Annotated in this window: 11 protein-coding genes and 1 riboswitch; of the genes, 2 read left to right on the plus strand and 9 right to left on the minus strand. The window is 72.6% G+C overall.

Going from position 1 to position 22,462, the window contains the following annotated elements; translation table 11 throughout:
- Window positions 1–12: 12 nt before the first annotated feature.
- The 9 genes from ACV530_RS22695 to ACV530_RS22735 form a co-directional block, all read right to left on the minus strand.
- Window positions 13–339 carry a hypothetical protein gene (locus ACV530_RS22695; protein WP_494334436.1) on the minus strand — a complete coding sequence of 109 codons (327 nt, stop codon included), beginning with the start codon at window positions 337–339 and terminating at the stop codon, window positions 13–15.
- 299 nt (window positions 340–638) lie between these two features.
- A riboswitch (M-box (ykoK) riboswitch) is annotated at window positions 639–812 on the minus strand.
- An 87-nt stretch (window positions 813–899) separates the two neighbouring features.
- A complete protein-coding gene (locus ACV530_RS22700; protein ID WP_494334437.1) occupies window positions 900–2,267 on the minus strand; it encodes an ABC transporter ATP-binding protein in 1,368 nt (455 codons plus the stop codon).
- A gap of 61 nt (window positions 2,268–2,328) precedes the next feature.
- Entirely contained in the window at window positions 2,329–4,065 is a 1,737-nt protein-coding gene (locus ACV530_RS22705) for an ABC transporter permease (protein WP_494334438.1), read from the minus strand.
- 157 nt (window positions 4,066–4,222) lie between these two features.
- Complete coding sequence (locus tag ACV530_RS22710; RefSeq protein WP_494334439.1) at window positions 4,223–5,776, minus strand: hypothetical protein; 1,554 nt, start codon at window positions 5,774–5,776, stop codon at window positions 4,223–4,225.
- Between the two features lie 72 nt (window positions 5,777–5,848).
- The gene (locus ACV530_RS22715; protein WP_494334440.1) at window positions 5,849–7,018 is read right to left on the minus strand and encodes a glycosyltransferase; all 1,170 of its coding nucleotides are present in this window, start codon (window positions 7,016–7,018) and stop codon (window positions 5,849–5,851) included.
- The gene (locus ACV530_RS22720) at window positions 7,015–7,869 is read right to left on the minus strand and encodes an alpha/beta fold hydrolase (protein WP_494334441.1); all 855 of its coding nucleotides are present in this window, start codon (window positions 7,867–7,869) and stop codon (window positions 7,015–7,017) included. Before ACV530_RS22720 ends, ACV530_RS22715 begins: the two co-directional genes overlap by 4 nt.
- Window positions 7,870–7,872: 3 nt before the next feature.
- Window positions 7,873–8,130, minus strand: coding sequence for an acyl carrier protein (locus tag ACV530_RS22725; protein ID WP_494334467.1), 258 nt, complete (start codon window positions 8,128–8,130; stop codon window positions 7,873–7,875).
- A gap of 62 nt (window positions 8,131–8,192) precedes the next feature.
- Window positions 8,193–12,734 (minus strand): type I polyketide synthase, encoded by a 4,542-nt coding sequence (locus ACV530_RS22730; protein ID WP_494334442.1) that lies wholly within the window; start codon window positions 12,732–12,734, stop codon window positions 8,193–8,195.
- Between the two features lie 2 nt (window positions 12,735–12,736).
- Window positions 12,737–19,594 (minus strand): SDR family NAD(P)-dependent oxidoreductase, encoded by a 6,858-nt coding sequence (locus tag ACV530_RS22735; RefSeq protein ID WP_494334443.1) that lies wholly within the window; start codon window positions 19,592–19,594, stop codon window positions 12,737–12,739.
- A 429-nt stretch (window positions 19,595–20,023) separates the two neighbouring features.
- On the opposite strand from ACV530_RS22735, the gene ACV530_RS22740 reads away from it, so the two are divergent.
- Both ACV530_RS22740 and ACV530_RS22745 read left to right on the plus strand, forming a co-directional pair.
- Complete coding sequence (locus tag ACV530_RS22740; protein ID WP_494334444.1) at window positions 20,024–21,166, plus strand: amidase domain-containing protein; 1,143 nt, start codon at window positions 20,024–20,026, stop codon at window positions 21,164–21,166.
- Entirely contained in the window at window positions 21,166–22,434 is a 1,269-nt protein-coding gene (locus ACV530_RS22745; RefSeq protein WP_494334445.1) for a polysaccharide deacetylase family protein, read from the plus strand. Before ACV530_RS22740 ends, ACV530_RS22745 begins: the two co-directional genes overlap by 1 nt.
- Window positions 22,435–22,462: the final 28 nt, after the last annotated feature.

The raw sequence follows: 22,462 nt of genomic DNA on the forward strand, positions 1-22,462 counted from the left end.
TGTTCAAGGCTGTCAGGCGTGGGACAGCACGGCGGCTCCGGCGATGCGGCGCGCGGCGGGCAGGGGCAGGCCGGTGAAGTGCGAGAGCCAGTGGGCGTCGCGCCCCTGCTGGGCGAGGATGTAGGCGAGGTGCACCCGCGGGTCGTACGCGGCGTGCGGGGCATAGGGCCGGGGGCAGGTGCCGGGATCGTCGAGCCGGTAGGTCCGCTCCGGTCCGTCGCCCAGCACCAAGTTCACGTGCGGGCAGGCGTATTCGGGGCAGCGCCTGCGGCCGACGGCCGGCGGCAGGCACTGGCGGGTCGGCGCGGAGAGCTCGGCACGGTGTGCGAGAAGGCGCACGGTGCCCTCCCTTCTCCATGGGAAGTCGTCGGGCGGGTCGGAATGCGGGGAAGAGGACCGTCGTGACACAGGACAACGCCCCGGACCGGCATCAGGCCGTACGGATGCCAGGGCGGTGCCGCGCGTGTACGCGGGAAAGGTGATTACCTCACGCCAGGCCGGAGCGAGGGCAGGCAAAAGCGGGGCCTACTGTGGCCCGGACTGCTCGGACTGCAATCCATGTCTCTCGCCTCCTCCCGGCCGGGGCGCACGCGGGCGCCGTGATGGACGCGGCAAGGAGCGGACCGGCCGGTACGGCCGACTCACCCCAACTCGTCAGAGCTTTGGCACTGCACGGCGTAATCCCCTTGCCGGGGAAGCCACTTGGGGTCACCCCTTAGGCCGGGGAGACCTGTCCTGAACCTGGGCGTCTCTCGACGTCGTGGGGTCAGTGGCCTGTGTCCGTGCAGACGCCTCACCGAACGAGGTGCCTCATACGGTCCGAGCGTAGCGCCGCAGTTGTGCGTGCGCGCAAGCGTTTGACCCAACTTTGACGCCCCCGCAACAAATCGGGCATCCGGCTACAACGCGTTCTGGGCGCCGGGTTCCAGGGTCAGTTCACCGTCGTCGTGGTCGTAGTCGTACAGCTCGGCGTAGCGGCCCCAGTCGATCGCGGTCTCGAGCTGGTTGCGGGCCTCCTCGGCGGAGAAGCCGCGCCGCAGCAGGTCCAGGAAGAAGCCTTCGCGCAGGGTGTGGCCCTCGGTCGCGGCCAGGGCCTGGACGATGGCGCGGATCAGGGGCGCGCGGGTCGCGGCGTGGCGGGCGAAGAGCTTCTTGCTGGTGAGGATGTCGGCCGCGGAGAACTCGCGGCCGGTGTCCGTGATGGTGATCCGCGGGCCGTCGACCCGGGCGAGGCCGAGCATGACGGCGGCGTCGACGAGCGGGAGGAGGTCGTCGACCTCGAAGTTGAGCTCGTCGGCGATCTCCGCCAGGCCGTCCTCGCCTCCGCGGGCGATCAGGATCTCCAGCAGGCCGGCCAGTCCGCCGACGCTGACGTCCGGCAGCGGGGCACTGATCGGGGTCGGCGCGGGGGCCGGGCGGGCCGGGCCGCCCGCCGGTGCCTCGACGGCCTCGGCAGCCGCTGCCTCGCGGCCGGTGAGGATGGCGTAGACCGTGTCGACGAGGGCTTCGAAGCGGGGGTGATGACGGTCGCGGGGACGTGGCAGGCCGACGGTGAGTTCGGCTTGGATCCGGCCGGGATTGGAGGACAGCACCAGGATCCGGTCCGCCAGCAGCACGGCCTCCTCGATGTTGTGCGTGACGATCAGGATCGACTTCACCGGTGCCTCGTGCCCCTCCCACAGGCCGACGAGTTCGGTTCGCAGGTTCTCGGCGGTCAGCACGTCCAGGGCGGAGAACGGCTCGTCCATCAGCAGGGCGTCGGGCTCGACGACGATGCCGCGGGCGAAGCCGACCCGCTGGCGCATGCCGCCGGACAGCTCCTTGGGGTAGGCCGACTCGAAGCCGTCCAGGCCGATCAGGTCGATCGCCTTCAGAGCCCGTCGGCGGCGGTCCTCCTCGCCGACGCCCAGGGCGGCGAGGCCGAGTTCGACGTTCTGCTGCACGGTGAGCCAGGGCAGCAGCGCGAAGGACTGGAAGACCATCGACACCCCCGGATTGGCGCCGGTCAGCGGAGTGCCGCGGTACGAGACCGAGCCGGCCGTCGGGGCGATCAGGCCGGCGACGCACCGCAGCAGCGTGGACTTGCCGGACCCCGACTTGCCCAGCAGGGCGACGATCTCGCCCTCGGCCAGGTCGAAGCTGATTCCGTCCAGCACCGGCAGCGAACTGCCTTCCGGGGTGGTGAACGCCTTGGTCACCGAATCGGCCCGTACGATCACCGCCCCGGGCGGACGCGGGCTGGAGGGGAGGGCTTCGCTGCTGGACACGGATCCTGCCTCGGGGAGTGGACGGGGACGGACGGATCCGGACGGATCCGGGGGGACGGGATCAGAGGGCGTAGCGGGTCTCGGCCAGCCGGTACAGGCGGCGCCAGAACAGCCGGTTCGCGGCGACGACGTAGAGGCTCATGGAGAAGATGCCCACCATGATCTTCGGGAAGTTCCCGGTGGCGGTGGCTTCGGTGATGTAGGCACCCAGCCCGGTGGCGGTCAGATGGTGCTGCCCGTAGTCGACCACCTCGGCGACGATCGAGGCGTTCCACGCCCCGCCCGCCGCCGTGATCCCCCCGGTGACGTAGGAGGGGAAGACGGCGGGCAGGATGAAGTCCCGCCAGCGCAGCCACCCGCTCACCCGGAACGTGGTCATCGCCTCCCGCAGATCGGAGGGGATCGCCGAGGCGCCCGCGATGACGTTGAAGAGGATGTACCACTGGGCCCCCAGCGCCATCAGCAGCACCGCCCCGAAGTTCAGCGAGATGCCGAGCGCGACGAAGGCGGCGGTGGCGAACGGGAAGAGGAAGTTCGCCGGGAAGCTCGCCAGCACCTGGACCACCGGCTGCGCGAACCGGGTCACCCGGGGGTTCATCCCGATCCACACCCCGGCCGGCACCCACACCGCTGTCGCGGCCACGATGAGGACGATCACCCGCCCGAAGGTGGCCGCGCCCAGCGCCAGCGCGTGGCCGAACGCGCCCAGTCCGACGGTGGAGTTCACATAGCCGAAGGCCTTCCAGGCCCCGTAGGCCACGATCGCGCTGACCACTCCGGCGAAGAACACATCGCCGGTCCGCTCCCGCACCGGGGAGACGCCGATGGCGTGCTCGGCCAGTCCGAACGGCCGCGTCATCCGGTCGAGCGCGGGCCCGAGCGGCTTCAGCGGACGGCCCATCAGCCGCGGCACCTGCGAGCGCCGCAGGAAGTCCAGCACGAAGCTGCGCGGGTGTTCGGCGGCCCCGGACTCCTCCACCCGGAACCGCTCCGCCCAGGCGGTGACCGGCCGCCAGAAGAAGGCGTTGACGCCGATCACCAGCACGACCATCACGGCGATGGCGTAGCCCACCTTGCCCAGGTCCCCCTGGGCGATCGCGGCCGCGGCGTAGGAGCCCATGCCGGGCAGCGCGTACTGGTGGTTGAGCACGGAGATGGACTCCGAGGCGGCCAGGAAGAACCAGGCCCCGCCGAAACTCATCATCCCGTTCCACACCAGGGGGATGACGCCGCTGGGCACGTCCAGCTGCCAGAACCGCTGCCACTTCGTCAGCCGCATCACCCGGGCCGCCTCGTCGAACTCCTGCGGCTGGGAGACCAGTGAGGCGTAGAAGGCGAACGCCATGTTCCACGCCATCGCCGTGAAGATCGCGAAGATGGAGGCGCACTCGAGCCCCAGCTCGGAGCCCCGGAACAGGCTGATGAACGCGGTGACCGTCACCGACAGGAAACCGAGGACGGGCACGGACTGCAGGATGTCCAGCACCGGCAGCAGGACCTTCTCGGCCCTGCGCAGCCGGGCCGCCGCCGTGGCGTACACGAAGGTGAACAGCACCGACGCCACGAGAGCGACGAACATCCGCAGCAACGACCGCGCCGCGTAGAACGGCAGGTTCGACGGATCCGTCGACACCGTCTTGGGCGCGGCGCCCGGCAGAAACGGCGCGTTGAGCGACGGTGCCAGCCGCAGGAGCCCGTACAGCAGCGCCACCAGTGCCACCACGACCACCAGGTCGACCCACCGCAGCGCGGGCCGCCGCCACACCCCGCTGGAGGGAAACCCGCTCGGATCCACCATCAGCTGCCTCCGTGCAGCACTCACGGAACGCCCGTCCCGGTCAGGAGAACACGCCCGGAAGACTTCACGCCGCACCTCGGCCACCGACACGTGGAAAGGCCGCCCCCGCATCGTGCGAGAGCGGCCTTTGGCCTACGGAAAGCGGAGCTTCGGTGTGTCAGTGGCGCTGGGGCTTGCCGCCGCCGGACTGGTCCTTGCCATCCTTCGGTGTGTCATCCTTCGGTGTGTCGTCCTGCGGGGTGCGCGGCTGGGGGATCTGTATGGCTCCCTTGCCGTGTGCGAGTTGCACCTCGCGCTGCACCTTGGGCATCGGCAGGCGTATCGCGAACGCCTGCACGCCGCCGATCTTCAGATACGGCATGACCCATCCCTCCAGGTCGACTCCCGCGAACAGCTTCCAGTCGGCGTTGGCCGCGGCCTTGCCCTCGGTCGAACCGCTGACTCCGCCCTTGACCTCGGTGCGCACGTACGGCGCGGCGATGTCGCCCTTCACGCCCACGCTGCCGTAGAGGCCGAGGTTCGCCTCGGTGCCGAACCGGACCTTCGCGTTGACCGCGGCCGAGGCGCTCGCCTTGAGCGTCGCGGGGGTGAAGTCCGCCTTGGCCTCCGGCTGCCACCCCTCCTTCAGGCTGAACGCGGAGCCGAGGGTGAAGTCGCCCTTCACCGGGTCCTGTTGGACGTCCAGGCTCGCCTTGCCGTCGGCGTCGATCAGGACGTAGCAGGTGAGGTCGATGTTGACGGTGACCGGAAGTTCACCGATGTAGAAGGTCGGGTTGGCGTGCAGGACGACGAACGGTATCCGCACCGGCTTGCCGTTGGTCGTGGGCGCCGTCCGCCCCTTGAAGTGGAACCCCGAGGACCAGTCACCGGTCAGCCGCAGGCCGGCCCCCGAGGGGCCGTCGCCGGAGCCGCCGCCGTAGTAGTTGAAGTCGACCTCGGGTGCGAGCTGGACGAAGCCCTTGAACGACGCCTTGGCGGGGCTCTCCACCCCTTCCCCCTTCGCGTCCTTCTCCGTGTCGACCGTGGTGTCGACGTCTACGCGCAGGCTGCCGAAGGGCAGCTTGAGGCCCTCGGGTCCGGCGTGGACGTTGCCGCGCTTGGCCCAGGAGAACTTCACCCCCGGCACGAGCGAATCGGCCTTGAAGCCGGACGGGTCGACGGGCAGCTTGTTCTTGACCTTGGCGTCGCCCAGCACCGTGGAGAGATCGACCGGGGTGGTACGGACCTCGGTGCCCTTCGGGGTCTTCTTCTCCACCTTCGTGACCTTGGCCAGGACACCCTGGGGCGCGCCGGGCACGGGCTTGCTGGCGACGATGTCGCCCACGGCGACGGACTTCTTCGCCGCAGGCGTCGCCGACGGCCCCGGCGTGCCGGACGCGCCCGGGGTGGCCTGCGCGACGGTCTGGGAGATGACGGCGCGCCCGCTGTCGCGGTCGATGGAGTCGACCTTCACCGGCGACTTCTGCGCCTTGATGCCGCCGCCCGCCGGAATGGCCACCGCGCCGGGCCCGGCTCCCCCGGGGGAGGGTTCGCCGAGGCTGAAGTCGACCCTGGGGGGAGCAGTGGTTTCCCTGGTGTTCGCCGTCTCGTCCGAGGCGTTGGTGGAGCCGCCTTCGAAGGGCGAGCAGGCGGCCAGGGCGAGTGAGAGGGAGGTGAGCAGCACTGGTGCCAGGGCCGCTCTTCTGCGGAGGTTGCGCATGGGGATCCTCATGGGTTGGTGTGAAGGGTCTGTTTTCTCTGCGCGAGAAATGTCGGGAACATGTCAGATCGGGGCATGGGTGGGTCAGTTCGCCCCCGCCGCCAGGGCCTCGAGGTGCGCGGCCGCGGCCGCGGCGCCCCCCGCGGCGCGGAACGACGCGCGCACCCTCCCGGCCGCCTCGCGACAGCCGGGCTCGCCGAGGACGGTGTCCAGCGCCGCGCCCAGCACTTCGGCGGTCGCCCGGTTGAACCGGACCCGTACGCCCGCCCCGGCGTCCGTCACCTGGGCGGCGATGGCGGGCTGGTCGTCCCGGATGGGCGCGACGACCAGCGGGAGGCCGTTCCACAGCGCCTCGCACACGGTGTTGTGCCCGCCGTGGCAGATGACCGCGTCGCACCGTTCCAGCAGGGCCAGTTGAGGAACGCGCGGCCGGACCAGCACCCGGTCGGCGAACTCCGGCACCGTGCCCGTCGGGTCGACGACCACCGCCTGCGCCCGGTCCGGCCGTCCGCGCACCGCCTCGGCGCACGCGGCGAGGAAGCGGGGCGCCACCTCGGCGTTGGCCGTGCCGAGGGTGATCAGCACGGTGGGCGTCCGGGGGTCGAGCCGGTGCCAGGGGAAGTCGTCCGCGGCCGGGCGGGCGGCGAGCGACGGGCCGACGAACCGGACCTGTTCGCCGGCGGACGGGACCGGTCCGGCGAGGGCCTCGGTGCTGAAGGCCAGCACCAGCCGGTCGGACATCCGGGGGTCCGCGGTGCCGCGCGGGTCGCCGATCCGGTGCCGCAGTTCCTGGATCAGCCCGGCGATCCAGGAGTCGACCTTCGGCAGGCCGGACAGCGAGGTGAAGCCCGCCGTGGTGGTCGCCGAGGTGGCCCACACCAGTCCCAGCCGCTCGGCCACGAGGCCGCCGGCGACGGCCTGTTGGTCGGCCACCAGGACGTCCGGCCGGAACTCCGCAGCGGCCGCCCGCACTCCGGGCGCCATGTGCTCGGCGAGCGGCCCGAGGAACCGCTCCCACAGGAACTTCAGCGCCGCCGGGCCGCGGAGCGAGGGCGGCCGCAGCAGGGCGGGGTCGGCCAGATCCGGGGAGGAGCACCGGAACACGGTCGCGCCCTCGCCCACCAGCGGTCCCACGACCTCCGGCAGACCGGCCCAGGCCACCTGATGCCCGCGCCGGGCCAGTTCGGCGGCGACGCCGACCGTGGGGTTGACGTGCCCGGCCAGGGGTGGCACGACGAACAGGAAGCGGCTCACCGGATCACGTCCCCGGCCGCCGGTACGGGCGGTGTGTGCGCTACGGGCGTGTGCGCTACGGGCGTGTGCGCGCGGATCCATTCCAGGATCAGGTCGCCGGTCAGCTCCGTGGCGCCGACCAGGAGCCAGTGCTCCTGGTCCGGCACCACCACGGTGCAGCATTGCGGCAGCAGCGACCTCAACCAGCCCGCCTGCACGGCGAGTTCGGACTCGGCCCCGTAGAGGGCCAGCACCGGGCAGTCCACCGCGCGGACGGCGTCCTCGTCGAGGACCCCGCTGGCGGGGACGTCCCGCACCGTGGTGGTGGAGTGCAGCAGCCGGGCGGCCGACCGGACGCGTTTGGTCACGTGCTTGCCGTGCTTCTCGGTGAGCTCCTCGAAGAGGCCGTCGCGGGCGAGTTCCTCCGCCCCGCGCGCGAGGTTGGCCGCCATCTTGCGGGACCAGGCGCCGGTGGCCGGCTCCGACTCGATCATCGAGACGCTGGCCACCCGGCCGGGATGCCGCGCCGCATGGCCGAACGCGATGGTGCCGCCGTAGGAGTTGCCCACCAGGTGCACGGGGCCCGCCGGGTCCAGCCGGTCGAGCAGGGCCTGGAGGTCGTCGAGGTGGTCCTCCAGCCGGTAGCCGGCCGGCGGCCGTTCGCTGAGGCCCTGCCCCCGCAGGTCGTACATGATCACATCGAGCCCGGCGGCGGCGAACCTGGGCGCCAGGGTGAAGTAGTAGCTGATGAGGCTGTCGATGAGCATCCCGTGGATGAGCACCACAGTGGGCGGCGGGGCCGTGCCGGCCGTCGTCCGCGCGGGCATCCGTTCCACGTGCAGCGCAAGGCCGTTGGCGTCGATCATAGCCATGGGTCACCCCTCCCCGGGGGCCCGCAGGCAGCCGGCGATGTGCTCGACGAGCTGTCCGACCGTCAGGCCGATGATCTCCTCCAGCCCGAGCCCGGCCAGGTACTCGGCGAAGTTCACCGACTCCCCGTACCGCGCCTGGAGGTGGCCGCCGAGGGTGACCAGGTCGATGCTCTCCAGGTCCAGGTCGTCGTGGAACCGGGTGTCCATGGTGATCCCGGCGTCGTCCACGCCCCCGTACTCGTCGAGGACGGTGCGGAGCATGCCGGTGACCTCCTCGAACACCGCCTGCCGGGCCGCGGCGGCCGGTGCCGCCTGGCTGCTGTTCACTTGGGCTCTCCTCGCGTTGCCGGTCCAGCGCACTCCGCGGACCTGTGGTTCCGGCCGGGGGTCCGGGGGGTGTCCCCCGGGGAAACGCAGTACTGCTGGCTCTCCTGTCGTTCGTCTTCCGGGTGCCCGGCCACCGGCCCGGCGGTCCACGCGACCACGTACTCCCGATCGGGCAGGCCCTCCGGGTTGGTGACGGTGCGGCAACGCACCGGGTACCGGCGGCCGTTGACGGCCACCACCAGGTCGTGCGTCCGGGCCTCGAGGACGGCGAAGTCCTTCGGGCGTCCCCGCAGCCCGGTGCCCTCGGCCTTGGCCACCGCCTCCTTCGCCGCCCAGAACCGGGTGAACCACAGCGGCTGTGGTTCACCGGTCCGGAAGCACAGCGCGACGAGGAGTTCGCGCTCGGCGGGGCCGAGGGCGGCGGCCAGGGTGCCCGGCGGCCGGTGGGTGACCTCCTCGACGTCGATGCCGACCGGCGCCGGGAGCCCGTCCGTACCGCGCGGCCGGACCAGGGCGACCGCGGCCTCGGCCCGGTGCGCCAGCGAGACGTCGAGGGCGGGCAGGACCCGGCCGTGCGCACCGGTCACCCGCGGCCGGCCGGACGCGTCGTTGTCCACCCGGATCTCGGCGGGGAAGACCGGCCCCTCGCCGTGCTCCCACAGCCATCGGCGGACCGCGTCCTTGGCCGCGATGCGGCCGAGCAGCCACTGGCGGCGGCCGGACGGCGGGCGCCGCTCGTGGTCCTCGCGCTCGGCGGTGCCGAGGTGCCGCCGCATCACGAGGTCGCGGGACGCGAGGTCGTGGCACCCGTCGAACAGGAGCACCCAGCCGCCCGGTTGGACCGCGGAGAGTGTGTGCTCCCCGGGGAACCGTTCCTGCGCCTTGGTGTCCGTACGACTGTCGAACCGGTGGTCCTGCCAGCCGCCGATCTCCGCCCAGACGTGACCATCCACGAGCAGCTGCACGTCCGCCTCCACCGTGGCGTCGGTGACCGAGACGATCCTGATGAGGCACTCGACCCGGGTGCCGGGCGACGGGTGCGGGCCGAAGAACCGGATGTGCCGCACGCGGACGGGGAACACCAGGGTCCGCTCGGTCAGGGTGGTGAGGATCCAGTAGCCGAGCAGCTGCCCCACGTTGTCGAGCAGGGCACCCGGCGCGGACGGGGCGGTGAGCACGCCGCGCACATGCGCGTCGCCGACCGCCGTCAGCTCGGTGACGCCCTGGAACGCCGGACCGTGGAACATCCAGCGGTCCTCGTACAGTTGCCCGGCCGTGATCCCGGGAGCCCGTTCCTCCCCGGGCGCCCACCGCCAGGGCCGGGGCGCGCCGCCGGGGTAGCGGTCCGCGAGTTCCACCTCGCCGTGCGCGTACGCGCCGAACGTCACACCGGCCCGGCCGCTCCCGCGCGCCTCGACGGTCACGGGTACGTCGACGGCGGGGGCCGCGGCCACCCAGCGGTTCAGCCGCACCTCGTGCACCGCCACCGCGGTCGTCCCGGGCCGGGCCCGTGCGGCGTGCTCCATCATGTGGTGCACCACCGTCGTGGCCGGGACCACCGGCCAACGGTCGGCCTCGTCCGGCCAGTTGGCGCGCTGCGCGAAGAAGCAGTGGTCGCGCAGGTACGGCATGGTGTCCGTGGACACCCGCAGCACGGTGCGGACCGTACGCGCGGCCGTGGCGCGGGTCACCGCGACGGCCGCCTCGGCGGTGTCCTTCAACAGGGCCCGCAGCTCGGCGTCCAGCGCGGAGCCGTCCGGGACATCCACACCATCCGGCGCGCTCCGGACGGCGAGCGCCGAGCGCACCGCGGCCACCGTCTCCCGGTCCAGGGACACCAGTTTGCCGCCCAGGTCCAGCCGCGAGGGCGGCATCCGGCGGGCACCGGCGGCGGTCGGGCCCCCGAGATCCGGGCCCCCGAGGTCCGGGTCGCCGCCGGCGGTCCACAGCGCCGTGGCGACCCGGAGCAGTTGCGCCGTCCCGTGCCGGTGCGGGGAGTTGGCCGTCACGACCAGGTGCGGGAGGCCGCGCAGGGTGCTCTCGACGAGCGAGCCCACCTGGCCCGTACCGGCCTGGACGAAGACCCGGAAACCGGCCGCGTACATGGCCTCGATCAGCGGGCGGAAGCGGACGGGCTCCAGCAGGTGGCGTACGAAGAGCTCCCGCACCCCGGCCTCGTCGCCGGGGTACGGTGCGGCAGTGGTCGCCGACCAGACGGGCACGGCCGGCCGGTGCAGCTCGAACAGGCCCGCGTAGTGCCGGATCTGGTCGAGGTACGGGGCCAGCATCGGCGTGTGGAAGCCAGAACGGAACGGCAGGACCTGCCCGATGACGCCGCGTGACCGGAAGTACCGTACGAACTCCTCCACTTGATCGGGAGGACCGCAGACCATCGACTGCTCCGGGGCGTTGTCGTGCGACAGCACCACCCCGGGATGGGCAGCGAGCGCGGCGGTGACCTTCCCGGCCGGTGCGCCCAGCGCGGCGAAGGACAGCCCGGCGACCCGCACCTGGTCCGGGTCGAAGGAGCGGGTGAAGTCGTCGACCGCGTCCCCGGCGTACAGCCCGGCGGTGGCCATGGCCGTCCACTCGCCGATGCTGTGGCCCGCGACGGCGTCGGGCACGATGCCCATCCGGCGCAGCGCGGCGTCCAGCACCCGCCCCACGGCGATGACCGAGGCCCCGTGCCGTCCGACGTCCGCCACGTCGGCCCCGGAGGAGCCGAACCCCTCGGGCAGCAGCGCCGAGAGGCCGAACCGTTCGACGACGTCGTCGATCCGGGGTCTGAACTCGGCTTCCAGGCCGGGGAAGACGAAGGCCAGCCGCCCGCCCGCGGGGCCGCCGAGCAGCGGCTCCGGGGAGAACCACACGTCGCCGCGCCCGCGCCAGGGGGAGCCCTTGGCCACCGCTTTCCGGGCCAGGGCGAGGCGCCCGGCGGTCGGGGCGACGACGCCCAGCCGGGTGCGTCCGTCGTGCGCGGACCGCCGTGCACGGACGACGGCGTCGTCGGCGTCCAGCAGCGCGGCGAGCTCCTGCGGGGTGTCGGCGGCCAGCCGCAGCACCTGTTCCGGCTCGCGGACCGTCGCCCGGGACCGGGCCGGACGGCCACTCCGACTGGGGTCTTCTTCCAGCACCACATGGGCGTTGATGCCGCCGAAGCCGAACGCGTTGACGCCCGCTCGCCGGGTCCGTCCGTCACCGGTCCCCCAGTCCCGTGCCGCGGCGATCGTGCGGAAGCGGGTGCGGGCCAGGGCCGGGTGGGGCTCCTCGCAGTGCAGGGTCGGCGGCAGTACGCCGTGGTGCACCGCGAGCGCCGCCTTGACCAGACCGGCCACACCGGCGGCCGGCATGGTGTGCCCGATCATCGATTTCACGGACCCGAGCACCGGCCGGTCCCCGTCGCCGCCCGGGCCGAACACCTCGGCCAGGGTGGCCAGTTCGGCCGCGTCCCCCGAGGGGGTGGCGGTTCCGTGCGCCTCCAGCAGCCCGACCGACCCCGGTGCGGCGGGATCCAGCCCCGCCTCGCGCCAGGCCGCCCGTACCGCCTTGACCTGGCCCGAGGGGTCGGGGTTGACCAGGCTGCCGCTGCGGCCGTCGCTGGCCACCCCGGTGCCGCGGACGACGGCGTAGACGCGGTCACCGTCGCGCAGGGCGTCGGAGAGGCGCTTGAGCGCCACCACACCGGTGCCCTCGCCGATCAGCAGCCCGTCCGCGTCCCGGTGGAACGGGCGGATCCGCTGGCTCGGCGACATCGCGCGCAGCCGGGAGAACAGGGACCACAGCGTGATGTCGTGGCAGTGGTGGACCCCGCCGGCCAGCACCAAGTCGCAGCGGCCCGTGGCCAGTTCGCCGACCGCCTGGTCGACCGCTACCAGCGAGGACGCGCAGGCGGCGTCCACCGTGTACGCCGGGCCGCGCAGGTCGAGCCGGTTGGCCACCCGGGAGGCGGTCAGGTTGGGCACGAGGTTGATCGCCTGCTCGGGCTCGTCCGGTCCCAGCTGTTCCGTGTACGCCCGCCGGACCCGCTCCAGCAGTCCGGTGTCCAGCTCGGGCAGCAACTCGGCGAGGGTCCGTACGAGTTGGTTGGACGTCTGGACGGACTGGGTGCCCCGCGCCATCCCGGGGGACAGATAGCCGCCCCGGCCCAGGACCACCCCGATCCGGTCCCTGTCCGGCAGCCGCGCCTCGCCGCCCGCGTCCGCGATCGCCTCGGCGGCCACGTGCAGCGCGATGAGCTGCTCCGGTTCGGTGCCCGGCACCGAGTTGGGCATGATCCCGAACCGGGTCGCCTCCACCTCGGCCAGCTCGTCGACGAATCCGCCGCGGCGGCAGTACACCCGGTCCGAGCGGCCACCGGCGGCCGTCGGATCGTAGAAGGAGGGGTCCCAACGTGCGGCCGGGACCTCGGTGATCGCGTCGAGGCCCGCCGTCAGGTTGCGCCAGTACGTCGCGAGGTCCGGCGCGCCGGGGAAGAGGACCGCCATGCCGACGATGGCGACGGGGGGCCGCCCGGCCGGTGTGTGGTGCGTCGTGCTCATCTTCACCAGCCCGATGCGGTGTAGACCACGGCGTCGGCCGATTCCTCGCCCCAGGCGAGCTCGCGCAGCAGGCACAGCGCCCCCTCCTCGGGGTCGATGAGTCCGATGCCGCGCCGCGCGTACTCCCGGGCGAGCTCGGGGGTCACCATGCCCGCGTGCTCCCCGTCCGGCGCCCAGGGCCCCCAGTGCACGGTCAGCGTGCGGCACTTGGACTTCTGGGCCCACCGTCCGCCGAGGGACTGCAGGGCGTCGTTGGCGGCCGCGTAGTCCGCCTGACCCCGGTTGCCGAGGACGGCCGCGATGCTGCCGAAGAACACGGCGAACCGGGGGGCCTGCGGCAGGCCGTCCAACGCCGCCAGCAGGGTGTGCGCGCCGTCGACCTTGGTGGTGTAGACCCGGCGGAAGGAGTCGGGGTCCTTCTCGGCCAGGACCCGGTCCTCGATGATCCCGGCCGCGTACACCACTCCGTCCAGACGGCCGTGTTCGGCGTGGACGTCCGCCACCAGCCGTCGCACCGCCTCGGGGTCCCGGACGTCCACCGTGTGATAGCGCACCGGGCTGCCCAGGTTCCGCAGCGAGTCGAGAGTGTGGCGGACCTCTCGCCGGGCGAGGATCTCCGAGACGGACCGTTCGATGTCGGCCGGGGAGCGTTCTCCCTTCGCGGCCAGGGCGGCCCGCAGCGCGGCCCGGTCCGGCGCGTCTTCGAAATGCTCGGGAGCGTCCGGCAGTTCGGTCCGGCCTGCCAGCTCGATCCGGCAGCGGGAGGCCGCCGCGAGCGTCGCGGCGATCCGCGCGGAGATGCCCCGGGCGCCGCCGATCAGCAGCACCACCGCGTCCCGGTCCAGGCCGATGGCGGCCGCCTCGGCCGTACCGTCCCCGGCCGGGCCCGCGCCGCGGTCGCCCAGGGCGCCCAGGCCGGCGGCCACGGCCTCGAGGCCGGACCGGACGCCGTCCGGCGACCGCAGCACCACCGGGGTCCGGTCCCCGGCCGTCAACTCGCCCACCAGCGCGGCCGCCACCTCGTCGGCGGTCAGCCGCGGGGCCAGCCCGACGAACCGGGCGAGGGTGTCCGGGTACTCCCGCGCGACGGTGCGGAACATGCCCCGCAGCCCGTCCGCCCGGCCATCGGGCTCAGCGGGCTCAGCGGGCGCGGCCGCGAGCAGCCAGCGCGGCCCGCGCCGCAGCGCGGCCTGGAACACCGGGAAGGACCCGGGCAGGAGCGGCCCGCCGCCGTCCTGCGACAGCGCCTCCAGGTGGAACACCCCGTCCAGCGGGCCGTCCTCGTCCGTGAGCACGTGGTCCGGCGGCAGGACGACCGTCTCCGCGCCGTGGGCGCCCAACCGGGCGGCCAGCGCGTCCGGCACCGGTCCGGCACCGCCCAGCAGGGCGAACCGGGTTCCGTCCAGTATCGCGAAGTCCCCGTCGGGGGACGGGAGACGGACGCTGCGCAGGACCAGCCTGCCGGGCGCCTCGCCGGTGACGGCCGGACCGGGGTCCTCCGCAGGGGCGGGGACCCGCTGCGCGGAGGCCGCTCCCCCGCCGGGCAGCCGCTCCTCCAGCAACTCGGCGATGCCGGAGGCCGTACGGGCCTTGGAGACCGCTTCCAGCTCCGCGTCGTCGAGCCGGGGCAGCTCCGTCCCGCCGGCGCCGAAGCCCAGCCGTGCGGCCAGCTCGCCGACGATCTCGACCCGCTTGATCGAGTCGATGCTCAGGTCGGCCTCCAGATCGAGACCGGGCTCGATCATGTCGAGGGGATAGCCGGTGCGTTCGCTGATGATGCCCAGGACGGTCGTCAGTACGTCCGCCGGTGCCGCGGGCGGCGCCGCCGGGGACGCCGCAGCAACGGCGACGGGAACGGCGACGGGAACGGGCTCCTCCGGCACGGCCGGCGGGAGCGCGGCCAGAACTGGCGCCGGAGCGACCGGCGGCACATTCGCCGCCCCGCCGAGGTATGTCAGCAGCACGTCGCGCTGTGCCGCGACCAACTCCCTGCTGCTGCGCAGGAATTCTTGGACCATCCGGTCACGGTCGTCCGCCGTGCCACCGTCCTGGGCCCGGATCACTGTCATCTCCTCCATCGGAATGGGTCGGGCGGGTGCGAGCGAGCCGGGCAGCAGGCCACCGTCGCGGGTGCGTGTCAGCTGCCCGTTGACGATCCAGCCGGGTGCCGCGGGGCAGGTCCCGGGGACGGCTTCGACGCTGTCGCGCCCCCGGTGCGTCCAGCCGGTACGGACAGGGACACCGGCGACGGCGAGCCGGGCGAGCAAGCCCAGGAAGCCGCGCAGTCCGGGGCCTTCGGGCCCCTCGCACGCCACCGCGGTGTGCGGACGGTCACCGAGGATCCGGCCCACCAGGCCCGTCAGCACCGAACCCGGCCCGGCCTCCACGAAGACCCGGACACCGGCCTCGTACATCCGCTCGATCTGCTGCGCGAAGCGCACGGGGGAACCGATCTGGGCCGCCAACTCGGCCCGTATCCCGTCTGGTTGACCGGGATGGACGGCGGCCGTCCGGTTCGCCCACACCGGTATCTCCGGTACGGCCACGTGCCGGGCGGCGAGGACCTCGGCGAACCGCTCGCCCGCCGGGGCCACCAGGGGACTGTGGAAGGCGCACGCCACCGGCAGGGGCTTGGCGCCCAGGCCCCGCTCGCGCAGCCGGCGCACCGCCTCCCCGACCTCCTCGACGGGACCGGAAATCACGGTCTGCCGCGGTGCGTTGTGGTTCGCGACCACCACCCGGCCGGCCAGCCCGGCCGTCCGCAGTTCCTCGGTGACGTCCTGGTGCCCGGCCGCCACGGCGGCCATGGTCCCCGGCTCCGCGCCGGCGGCGGCCAGGATCGCCTCCGCGCGCGCCGCGCTCAGCTCCAGCAGCGTCTTGGGGTCGAACGCCCCGGCCGCGCACAGCGCGACCAGTTCGCCGTAGCTGTGCCCGGCCACCGTCGCGGGCCGGACACCGGCCCGGCCCAGCAGCTCGGACACGGTCAGCCCCATGATGCCCAGCGCGGGCTGGGCGGTCCTGGTGTCGGTGACCCGGGCGCGCCGTGCCTCCTCGGCGGCGGGGTCGAAGGCGGTCGGCGGGAAGATGACGTCCGCCCACTCGTCGCCGGTCCGCAGATACCGCTGGACCTCCGGGAAGGCGATGAACAACTCGGCGAGCATGTCCGGACGTTGACTGCCCTGGCCGGGGAAGAGGAACGCCACCTCGCCGCCGTCCGACCGCTCCTCCCCCGTCGCGCCGAAGACTCCTGCCCGGGGATCGTGCTCGCCCTCCCTGGCCCGTCCCAGCAGCCCGGGCAGCTCGTCCAGGTCGCGGGCCACGACCGCCGCCCAGGCCGGTTTCCCGGACGCGTCGGCGCGCCGGGCGGCGCTCAGCGCCAGGTCGCGCAGCCGCCAGGAACGGCCCTGCCGGTCGTTCTCCGCGACCAGTTCCAGCAGCCGGCCGATTTCCCGGGCGGCCTCCGCCCGGTCGGCTCCGTGGAAGACGAACAGCTCCGCCGGCCAGGCGTCGAGCCCGTGCCGGGGCGGCGGCCCCGCCTCGTGCCCGCGCAGCACCACGTGGAAGTTGGTGCCGCCGAAGCCGAACGCGCTGACCCCGGCGACCCGTTCGCCGGGCACGGCCGCCCATGGGCGTGCGACGGTGTGGAAGGCGAACGGGCTGCTCCCGGCCTCCCAGGCCTCATTGGGCCGGGTCAGCTGTGCCGTGGGCGGCCTGACCCCGGTGTGCAGGGCCAGGGCCGCCTTGATCAGGCCGGCCAGTCCGGCCGCGCACTTGGTGTGCCCGATCTGGGACTTGACCGAGCCGAGCGCGCATCCGCCCGGCGCCGCCCCGGCCTCGGTGAACACCTCGGTGAGCGTGGTGAGTTCGGTGCGGTCGCCGACGACCGTCCCGGTGCCGTGTGCCTCCAGCAGGCCCACCTCGGCCGGCGAGATCCCGGCGTGGCGGTAGGCCCGTTCCAGCGCCGCCCGCTGGCCCTCCGGGCGGGGTGCCGTCAGCCCCAGGGACCTGCCGTCGCTCGAACTGCCGACGCCCTTGACGACCGCGTACACGCGGTCGCCGTCCCGCTCGGCGTCCGCCAGCCGCTTGAGGACGACGCAGGCGACGCCCTCGCCGAGCGCGATGCCGTCCGCCGCGCTGTCGAAGGTGCGGGAGCGGCCGGTCGGGGACAGCGCGTGCACCGAGGAGAACAGCAGATAGTCGTTGATCCCGTTGTGCAGGTCCGCGCCTCCGCACAGGACGAGGTCGCTGGTACCGGCGGACAGTTCCTTGCACGCCACGTCCACCGCCGCGAGCGAGGAGGCGCAGGCCGCGTCCACGGTGAAGTTCGCGCCGCCGAGGTCGAGCCGGTTGGCGATCCGCCCGGCGATGACGTTGGCCAGCATGCCCGGGAACGAGTCCTCGGTCAGCCGCGGGAGTTGCTCGTCCAGCCCGGGCGGCAGTTCTCCCACGTAGGCGGGGAGCACCGTGCGCACGGTGGTGGCGTTCGACAGGTCGCTGCCCGCCTCGGCCCCGAACACGACCGAGGCCCTGGAGCGGTCGAAGGGGCGCTCCTCGTAGCCGGCGTCGCGCAGCGCCCGCCGCGCGGCCTCCAGCGCGAGCAACTGCACCGGCTCGATGCTGCCGAGCGAGGACGGCGGGATGCCGTAGCGCAGCGGGTCGAAGGGGATGTCCGGCAGGAAGCCGCCCCACTTCGACTCCGTACGGGCACCGTCCGCGTCGGGCGCGTAGTGCAGCTCCGGGTCCCAGCGCTCCGCCGGCACCTCGCCGACCGCGTCGGTGCCCGCGACCACGTTCGCCCAGTAGGCGGCCAGGTCCGGCGCGCCGGGGAACATGCAGGCCATGCCGACCACGGCGATGTCGAGCGGGGCCGGGGCGGGCTTCGGAGTCTCCTGCCGGAACTCCTCGCGCAGCCGCCGGGCGCGCGCGGCGAAGAAGCCGGCGGCCTCCGCGCTGACGGCGGCGTGCAGTTCGGGGACGGTGGTGACCTCGGACCGCAGCACTGCCACCTGGCCGGCCATGAACATGCCCTCGGTCAGCTGCCGGGGCTCGTCCACCTCCGTGAGCGACCCGCCGGTCCGTTCCACGCCCTTGCTGGCGATCCTCAGCCGTCCGACGTTGAGCTGTTCCAGCCGCTCCCACGCCTGCCGCTCCGGGACGCCCTGCTCGCGCAACTCGTCCTTGGCGCCGCGGAATTCGTCCGTGAACGGGCTGCTCACGCAGCGCGTGGCGTGCCCGGGCGCGGTCTCCAGCAGCTCGGTCCGCCGTGCCGCCAGGACCTGCCGCTGGAACGACGGCCGCACGGCACCCCGGTCCACGGCCTCCTCGGTGAACAGGTAGGCGGTGCCCATGAGCAGTCCGACGGCCACCCCGCGGGCGGTCAGCGGCGCGGCGAGCGCGGCCACCATCGCGGCCGACCGCTTGTCGTGCACGCCACCGGCGAAGAACACCCGAAGCTCCGCGGGGTCCGCGTCCACGGCCGTGTCCAGGAACTCCTCCAGCACCTCGGCCTGCGCCTCCCACAGTGCGAAGCTGCTCCGCGGTCCGACGTGGCCGCCGCACTCCGAGCCCTCGAAGACGAACTTGCGCGCGCCCGCGTCCAGGAACTGCCGGAGCAGTCCGGGCGAGGGCACGTGCAGGAAGGCGTCGATGCCCACCGCCTCCAGCTCGGCCGCCTGCGCGGGCCGGCCGCCCGCGATGACGGCGCAGGAGGGCCGGACCTCCCGGACGAGTTCCAGTTGCACGGCCTTGATGTGCGCGGGCGCGAAGCCGAGGATGCCCACGCCCCAAGGGTGTTCGCCCAGTTCGTCGCGGGTCTGCTCGAGCAGGAGCCGCGTCTCCAGCGGCCCGGCGAGGGCCAGCGCGAGGAAGGGCATCCCGCCGTGACCGGCGACGGCGGCCGCGAACCGCGCCTGGTCGCTGACCCTGGTCATGGGCCCCTGGGCGACAGGCAGCGCGGTGCCCAGCGCCCGGCTCATCGGGGAGCCGCGCAGCAGCGCGTCCACGGCGGCGTCGTCGCGCACGGCCTCCCGGATGGCGGCGGTGACACCGCGGACGGCCGTGCCCACATCGCCCCAGCGCCGCGCGAACGAGGCGGCCAGGAAGCCGTCCTGGCCCACGGGGAGCAGCCGGGTCCGGGGATCGTCCGCGCCCAGCAGCCGGGCGACTTCGCCGGGCTCGTCCGGCAGGGGCGGTGCGTCCGGTCCCCGGCGGCGCAGCACCCGGTAGCCGGCGGCCGGCACGGTCTCCGAGCCGTCCATGGTCCGCACGGCAGCCGCCGCTTCCTCGGTGACGCCGGATTCGTCGAGCAGCGCCAGCTGGGTGTCCAGGACGACCCCGGCCGCACCGCCGACGACGGCGGCCGCGGCGGTGTGCGGCCCGATGCCCCCGCAGGCCCAGACCGGCAGGCCGAGTTCCGGGTCCGCCACCAACTGCTGGAGGAGGACGAAGGTGCTCAGCTCGCCGACCCGTCCGCCGGCCTCGTTCCCCCGGGCGACGAGACCATGCGCCCCGGCGTGCGCGGCGGCCAGGGCCGCCTCGTGGTCGGTGACCTCGACCAGGACGCGGTGCCGGCCGGCGGCGAGGTCGCCCGGGGTCAACCCGGCGTCCGCGCCGAGCAGTACGGTGTGCACGCCCCCGTCAGTCGCCAGGTCGTCCGGCCCGAGCGCGCATCCCGCCCCGACACGCACCCCGAAGGGGCCCGGCACCCATTGCCGCACCAGTTGAAGGGCTTCGAGGGCCGCGCGGCGCCGGCCCCTTCCGAGGTCGAGCACGCCCAGACCGCCAGCGCGGCAGACCGCCGCCACCAGGCGTGGATCGGGTTCGCCGAACGGGCTGACGCCCAGGATTGTTTCTGTGGACACGGGAACTCCGGAAGGCAAGAGGGTCGTTCGGGAGCACGACCGGCGCCGGTGAGATGAGTTGAAAGGGCCCGACTTCCCCGGCGGGCCTGGCCGGATCATTGCACGGCGGAATACGAACGGAATAGCCCGTTCAGCATTATCCCGTGAATGGTGTACATCACATCCACGATCCGGTCAGTACCGGTTGCGGGAAACCCGCAAGGGAATTGCGGCAAGCCCGCAACAGGTGCGGAATTACCGCAGAATTAGTCCGTACCAACCGCAGCGACAGGATCAACCGTCCTGAAATTCTTGTGAATTGACTAACCATCAGATCCGAGTCGAATTCCGTCCGGGAAATTTCTCCCGACCCAGGGTTGCCATTCCGGATCTTTGTGCAAGGATTCCTGCTGCCCGGCCCGAAAAGGGCCGGACGGAGAAAGGAGTCCTGTGAAATCACTGACGCTCAGATCCGCTGCCGGGGTGGTCGCCTCCCTGGCGGTGTCGGCCGCGCTGGTGCCGGCGTCCACCGCGGGCGCGGAGGCCAAGCCCGGAGGCGTGGACAAGACGACGGCCGAGTCCTTCGGCCGTATCGCGGGTGTCGTGCTCACCGACCGCACGGCGGCGGTCGTCGACGGCAAGGTGAAGGGGCACGCCACTTCGCCGTCCACGAAGAAGGCGCGCCTGTCGTCCGCGACGGCGCGTTCGGAGAAGTCCGTCGTGGCCTCGCTGCGCCAGCGCAGGGCGAAGCTCAAGGCCCTGGGCGAGGCGTACTCCGCCGGCGACACCCGGGTCACGGTGGACCGGACCGGCGTCGACGGCAAGAAGGCCACGGTGCGGGTGACCGAGACCACGCAGCTGACCTACAAGAAGATCCGCGGTGACGAGCCGGGCACCACCGGCTTCCAGGCCCACCACGAGCTGAGCTTCGCCGCCGCCGGCAACGGGGCGTGGGAGCTGACCGGCATCAAGGATCTGGACGAGATACCGCAGATCAACGCGCCCGCACCGACGGCGCCCACGGTGAAGGCCACGGCGGGCGCGGGTGACATGCCGAACGCACCCGAGGCGAGTGTCTGGCCGTTCCCCAAGCGGCTGCCGAAGGACAACAAGAAGACCGGCCTCGACTACAAGGCGATGGCCGACTACGCCGAGAAGTACTGGAAGAACTACAACCCGGCCTACCGGGCCTACCCGTTGGGGACCGGCGGCGACTGCACGAACTTCGTCAGCCAGGCGCTGAAGGCGGGCGGCTGGAAGCACGCCCCCGGCAAGGCCGGTGACTACACGAAGTGGTGGTACGGGTCCGACACCCAGTCGGATTCCTGGACCGGCGTCAACGAGTGGTCCTGGTTCGCGCAGAACTCGAAGCGGGTGACGCCGCTGAAGTACGTCTACCAGATGGAGGTCGGGGACGTCCTCCAGGCGGACTTCAACCGTGACGGGTCCAAGGACCACACCATGCTGGTCACTTACCGCGATGCTCTCGGCACCCCGTATCTGACGTACCACTCCTTCGACACCTACCGGCGGTCGATGCTGAGCCTCTCGGTGACGCTGCCGTTCACCAAGTGGTACGCGTACCGCACCTGATGCGTACGGCGCGTGGCGTGAAGGCCCTGGCGACCGGGACCGCCCTCATGCTCGGGCTGCTGTCGGGCTGCGGATCCGGTGGGGCCGGGGAGAGGGCCGCGCTCTCTCCCTCCGCCCGCCCCTCGTCCGCTCCTCCGTCGGCTTCACCGACCCCTACCCCATCCGGGTCGAAGGCGGCGGACCCGCAGGAGAAGTGGGACGGGAAGGTACGGGTCCTGGGCGACGGTTCGACGTCCTCCACCGGCCCGCAGCCGCACCAGCCCAAGCCGGTGAAGCTCAAACCGGGCGAGAAACCGCCGCAGTTCGTGGTGTTCTCCTGGGACGGCGCCCTCCAGGGCGACGAGAAGCAGTTCTCGCACTTCCGTGAGGTCGCCAAGGAGAACAACGCGCAGATGACGTTCTTCCTCACCGGGACCTATCTGCTGCCCAAGTCGAAGGCGTCGAAATACCGGCCGCCGCAGCACAAACGCGGCGAAATGGCGATCTCGTACGCCACCGACCAGCACATCAGGGACACCCTGGAACAGCTGAGCGGCGCCTGGCTGGAGGGCAATGAGATCGGCACGCACTTCAACGGGCACTTCTGCGGCGCCAAGGGCGGCGGCGACTGGAGCGTCGCCGAGTGGAAGAGCGAGATCGAGCAGTCCTACTCCTTCGTCGAGAACTGGAAGACCAATACCGGCTACAAGGACCTTCCCCCACTGCCCTTCGACTACCGGAACCAGCTGGCCGGCGGCCGGGCTCCCTGCCTGGAAGGCCAGAAGAACCTGCTGAAGGCCGCCAAGTCATTCGGCTGGCGCTACGACGCGAGCTCACCCGGCGACTTCCAGATCTGGCCGTCCAAGAACGACGGCATCTGGAACTTCCCGCTGCAGCTCGTCCCTTACCCCGGGACCGAGCAGCAGGTCCTCTCCATGGACTTCAACTTCCTCTACAACCAGTCCGGTGACAGCACCCAGGGCGATCCGGCCAAGTACGAGCAGTGGCGCAAGCTGACCAGGGACAGCTATCTCAACGGCTTCGAGCGCGTCTACAACGGCAGCCGCGCACCGCTGTTCATCGGCAACCACTTCGAGGACTGGAACGGCGGCATCTATATGAAGGCCGTCGAGGACGTCGTGAAGTCGGTGTGCACACGCGACGGCGTGCGCTGCGTGACCTTCAAACAGCTCGCCGACTGGCTGGACGTCCAGGATCCCCAGGTCCTGGAGAAGATGCGCCAGTTGGACCCGGCGCAGTCCCCGGACTGGAAGTCCCTGGTCAAGTAACTCCCCACCCCCTGCCCGACCCCCACCC

Source organism: Streptomyces sp. SX-6 (assembly GCF_059089585.1).

Excerpts from the sequence above, each read along its gene's own strand:
- ACV530_RS22705 (WP_494334438.1), bottom strand. The coding sequence starts at position 4,065 with ATGGTGGATCCGAGCGGGTTTCCCTCCAGCGGGGTGTGGCGGCGGCCC.
- ACV530_RS22710 (WP_494334439.1), bottom strand. The coding sequence starts at position 5,776 with ATGAGGATCCCCATGCGCAACCTCCGCAGAAGAGCGGCCCTGGCACCA.
- ACV530_RS22720 (WP_494334441.1), bottom strand. The coding sequence starts at position 7,869 with ATGGCTATGATCGACGCCAACGGCCTTGCGCTGCACGTGGAACGGATG.
- ACV530_RS22725 (WP_494334467.1), bottom strand. The coding sequence starts at position 8,130 with ATGCTCCGCACCGTCCTCGACGAGTACGGGGGCGTGGACGACGCCGGG.
- ACV530_RS22730 (WP_494334442.1), bottom strand. The coding sequence starts at position 12,734 with ATGAGCACGACGCACCACACACCGGCCGGGCGGCCCCCCGTCGCCATC.
- ACV530_RS22745 (WP_494334445.1), top strand. The coding sequence starts at position 21,166 with ATGCGTACGGCGCGTGGCGTGAAGGCCCTGGCGACCGGGACCGCCCTC.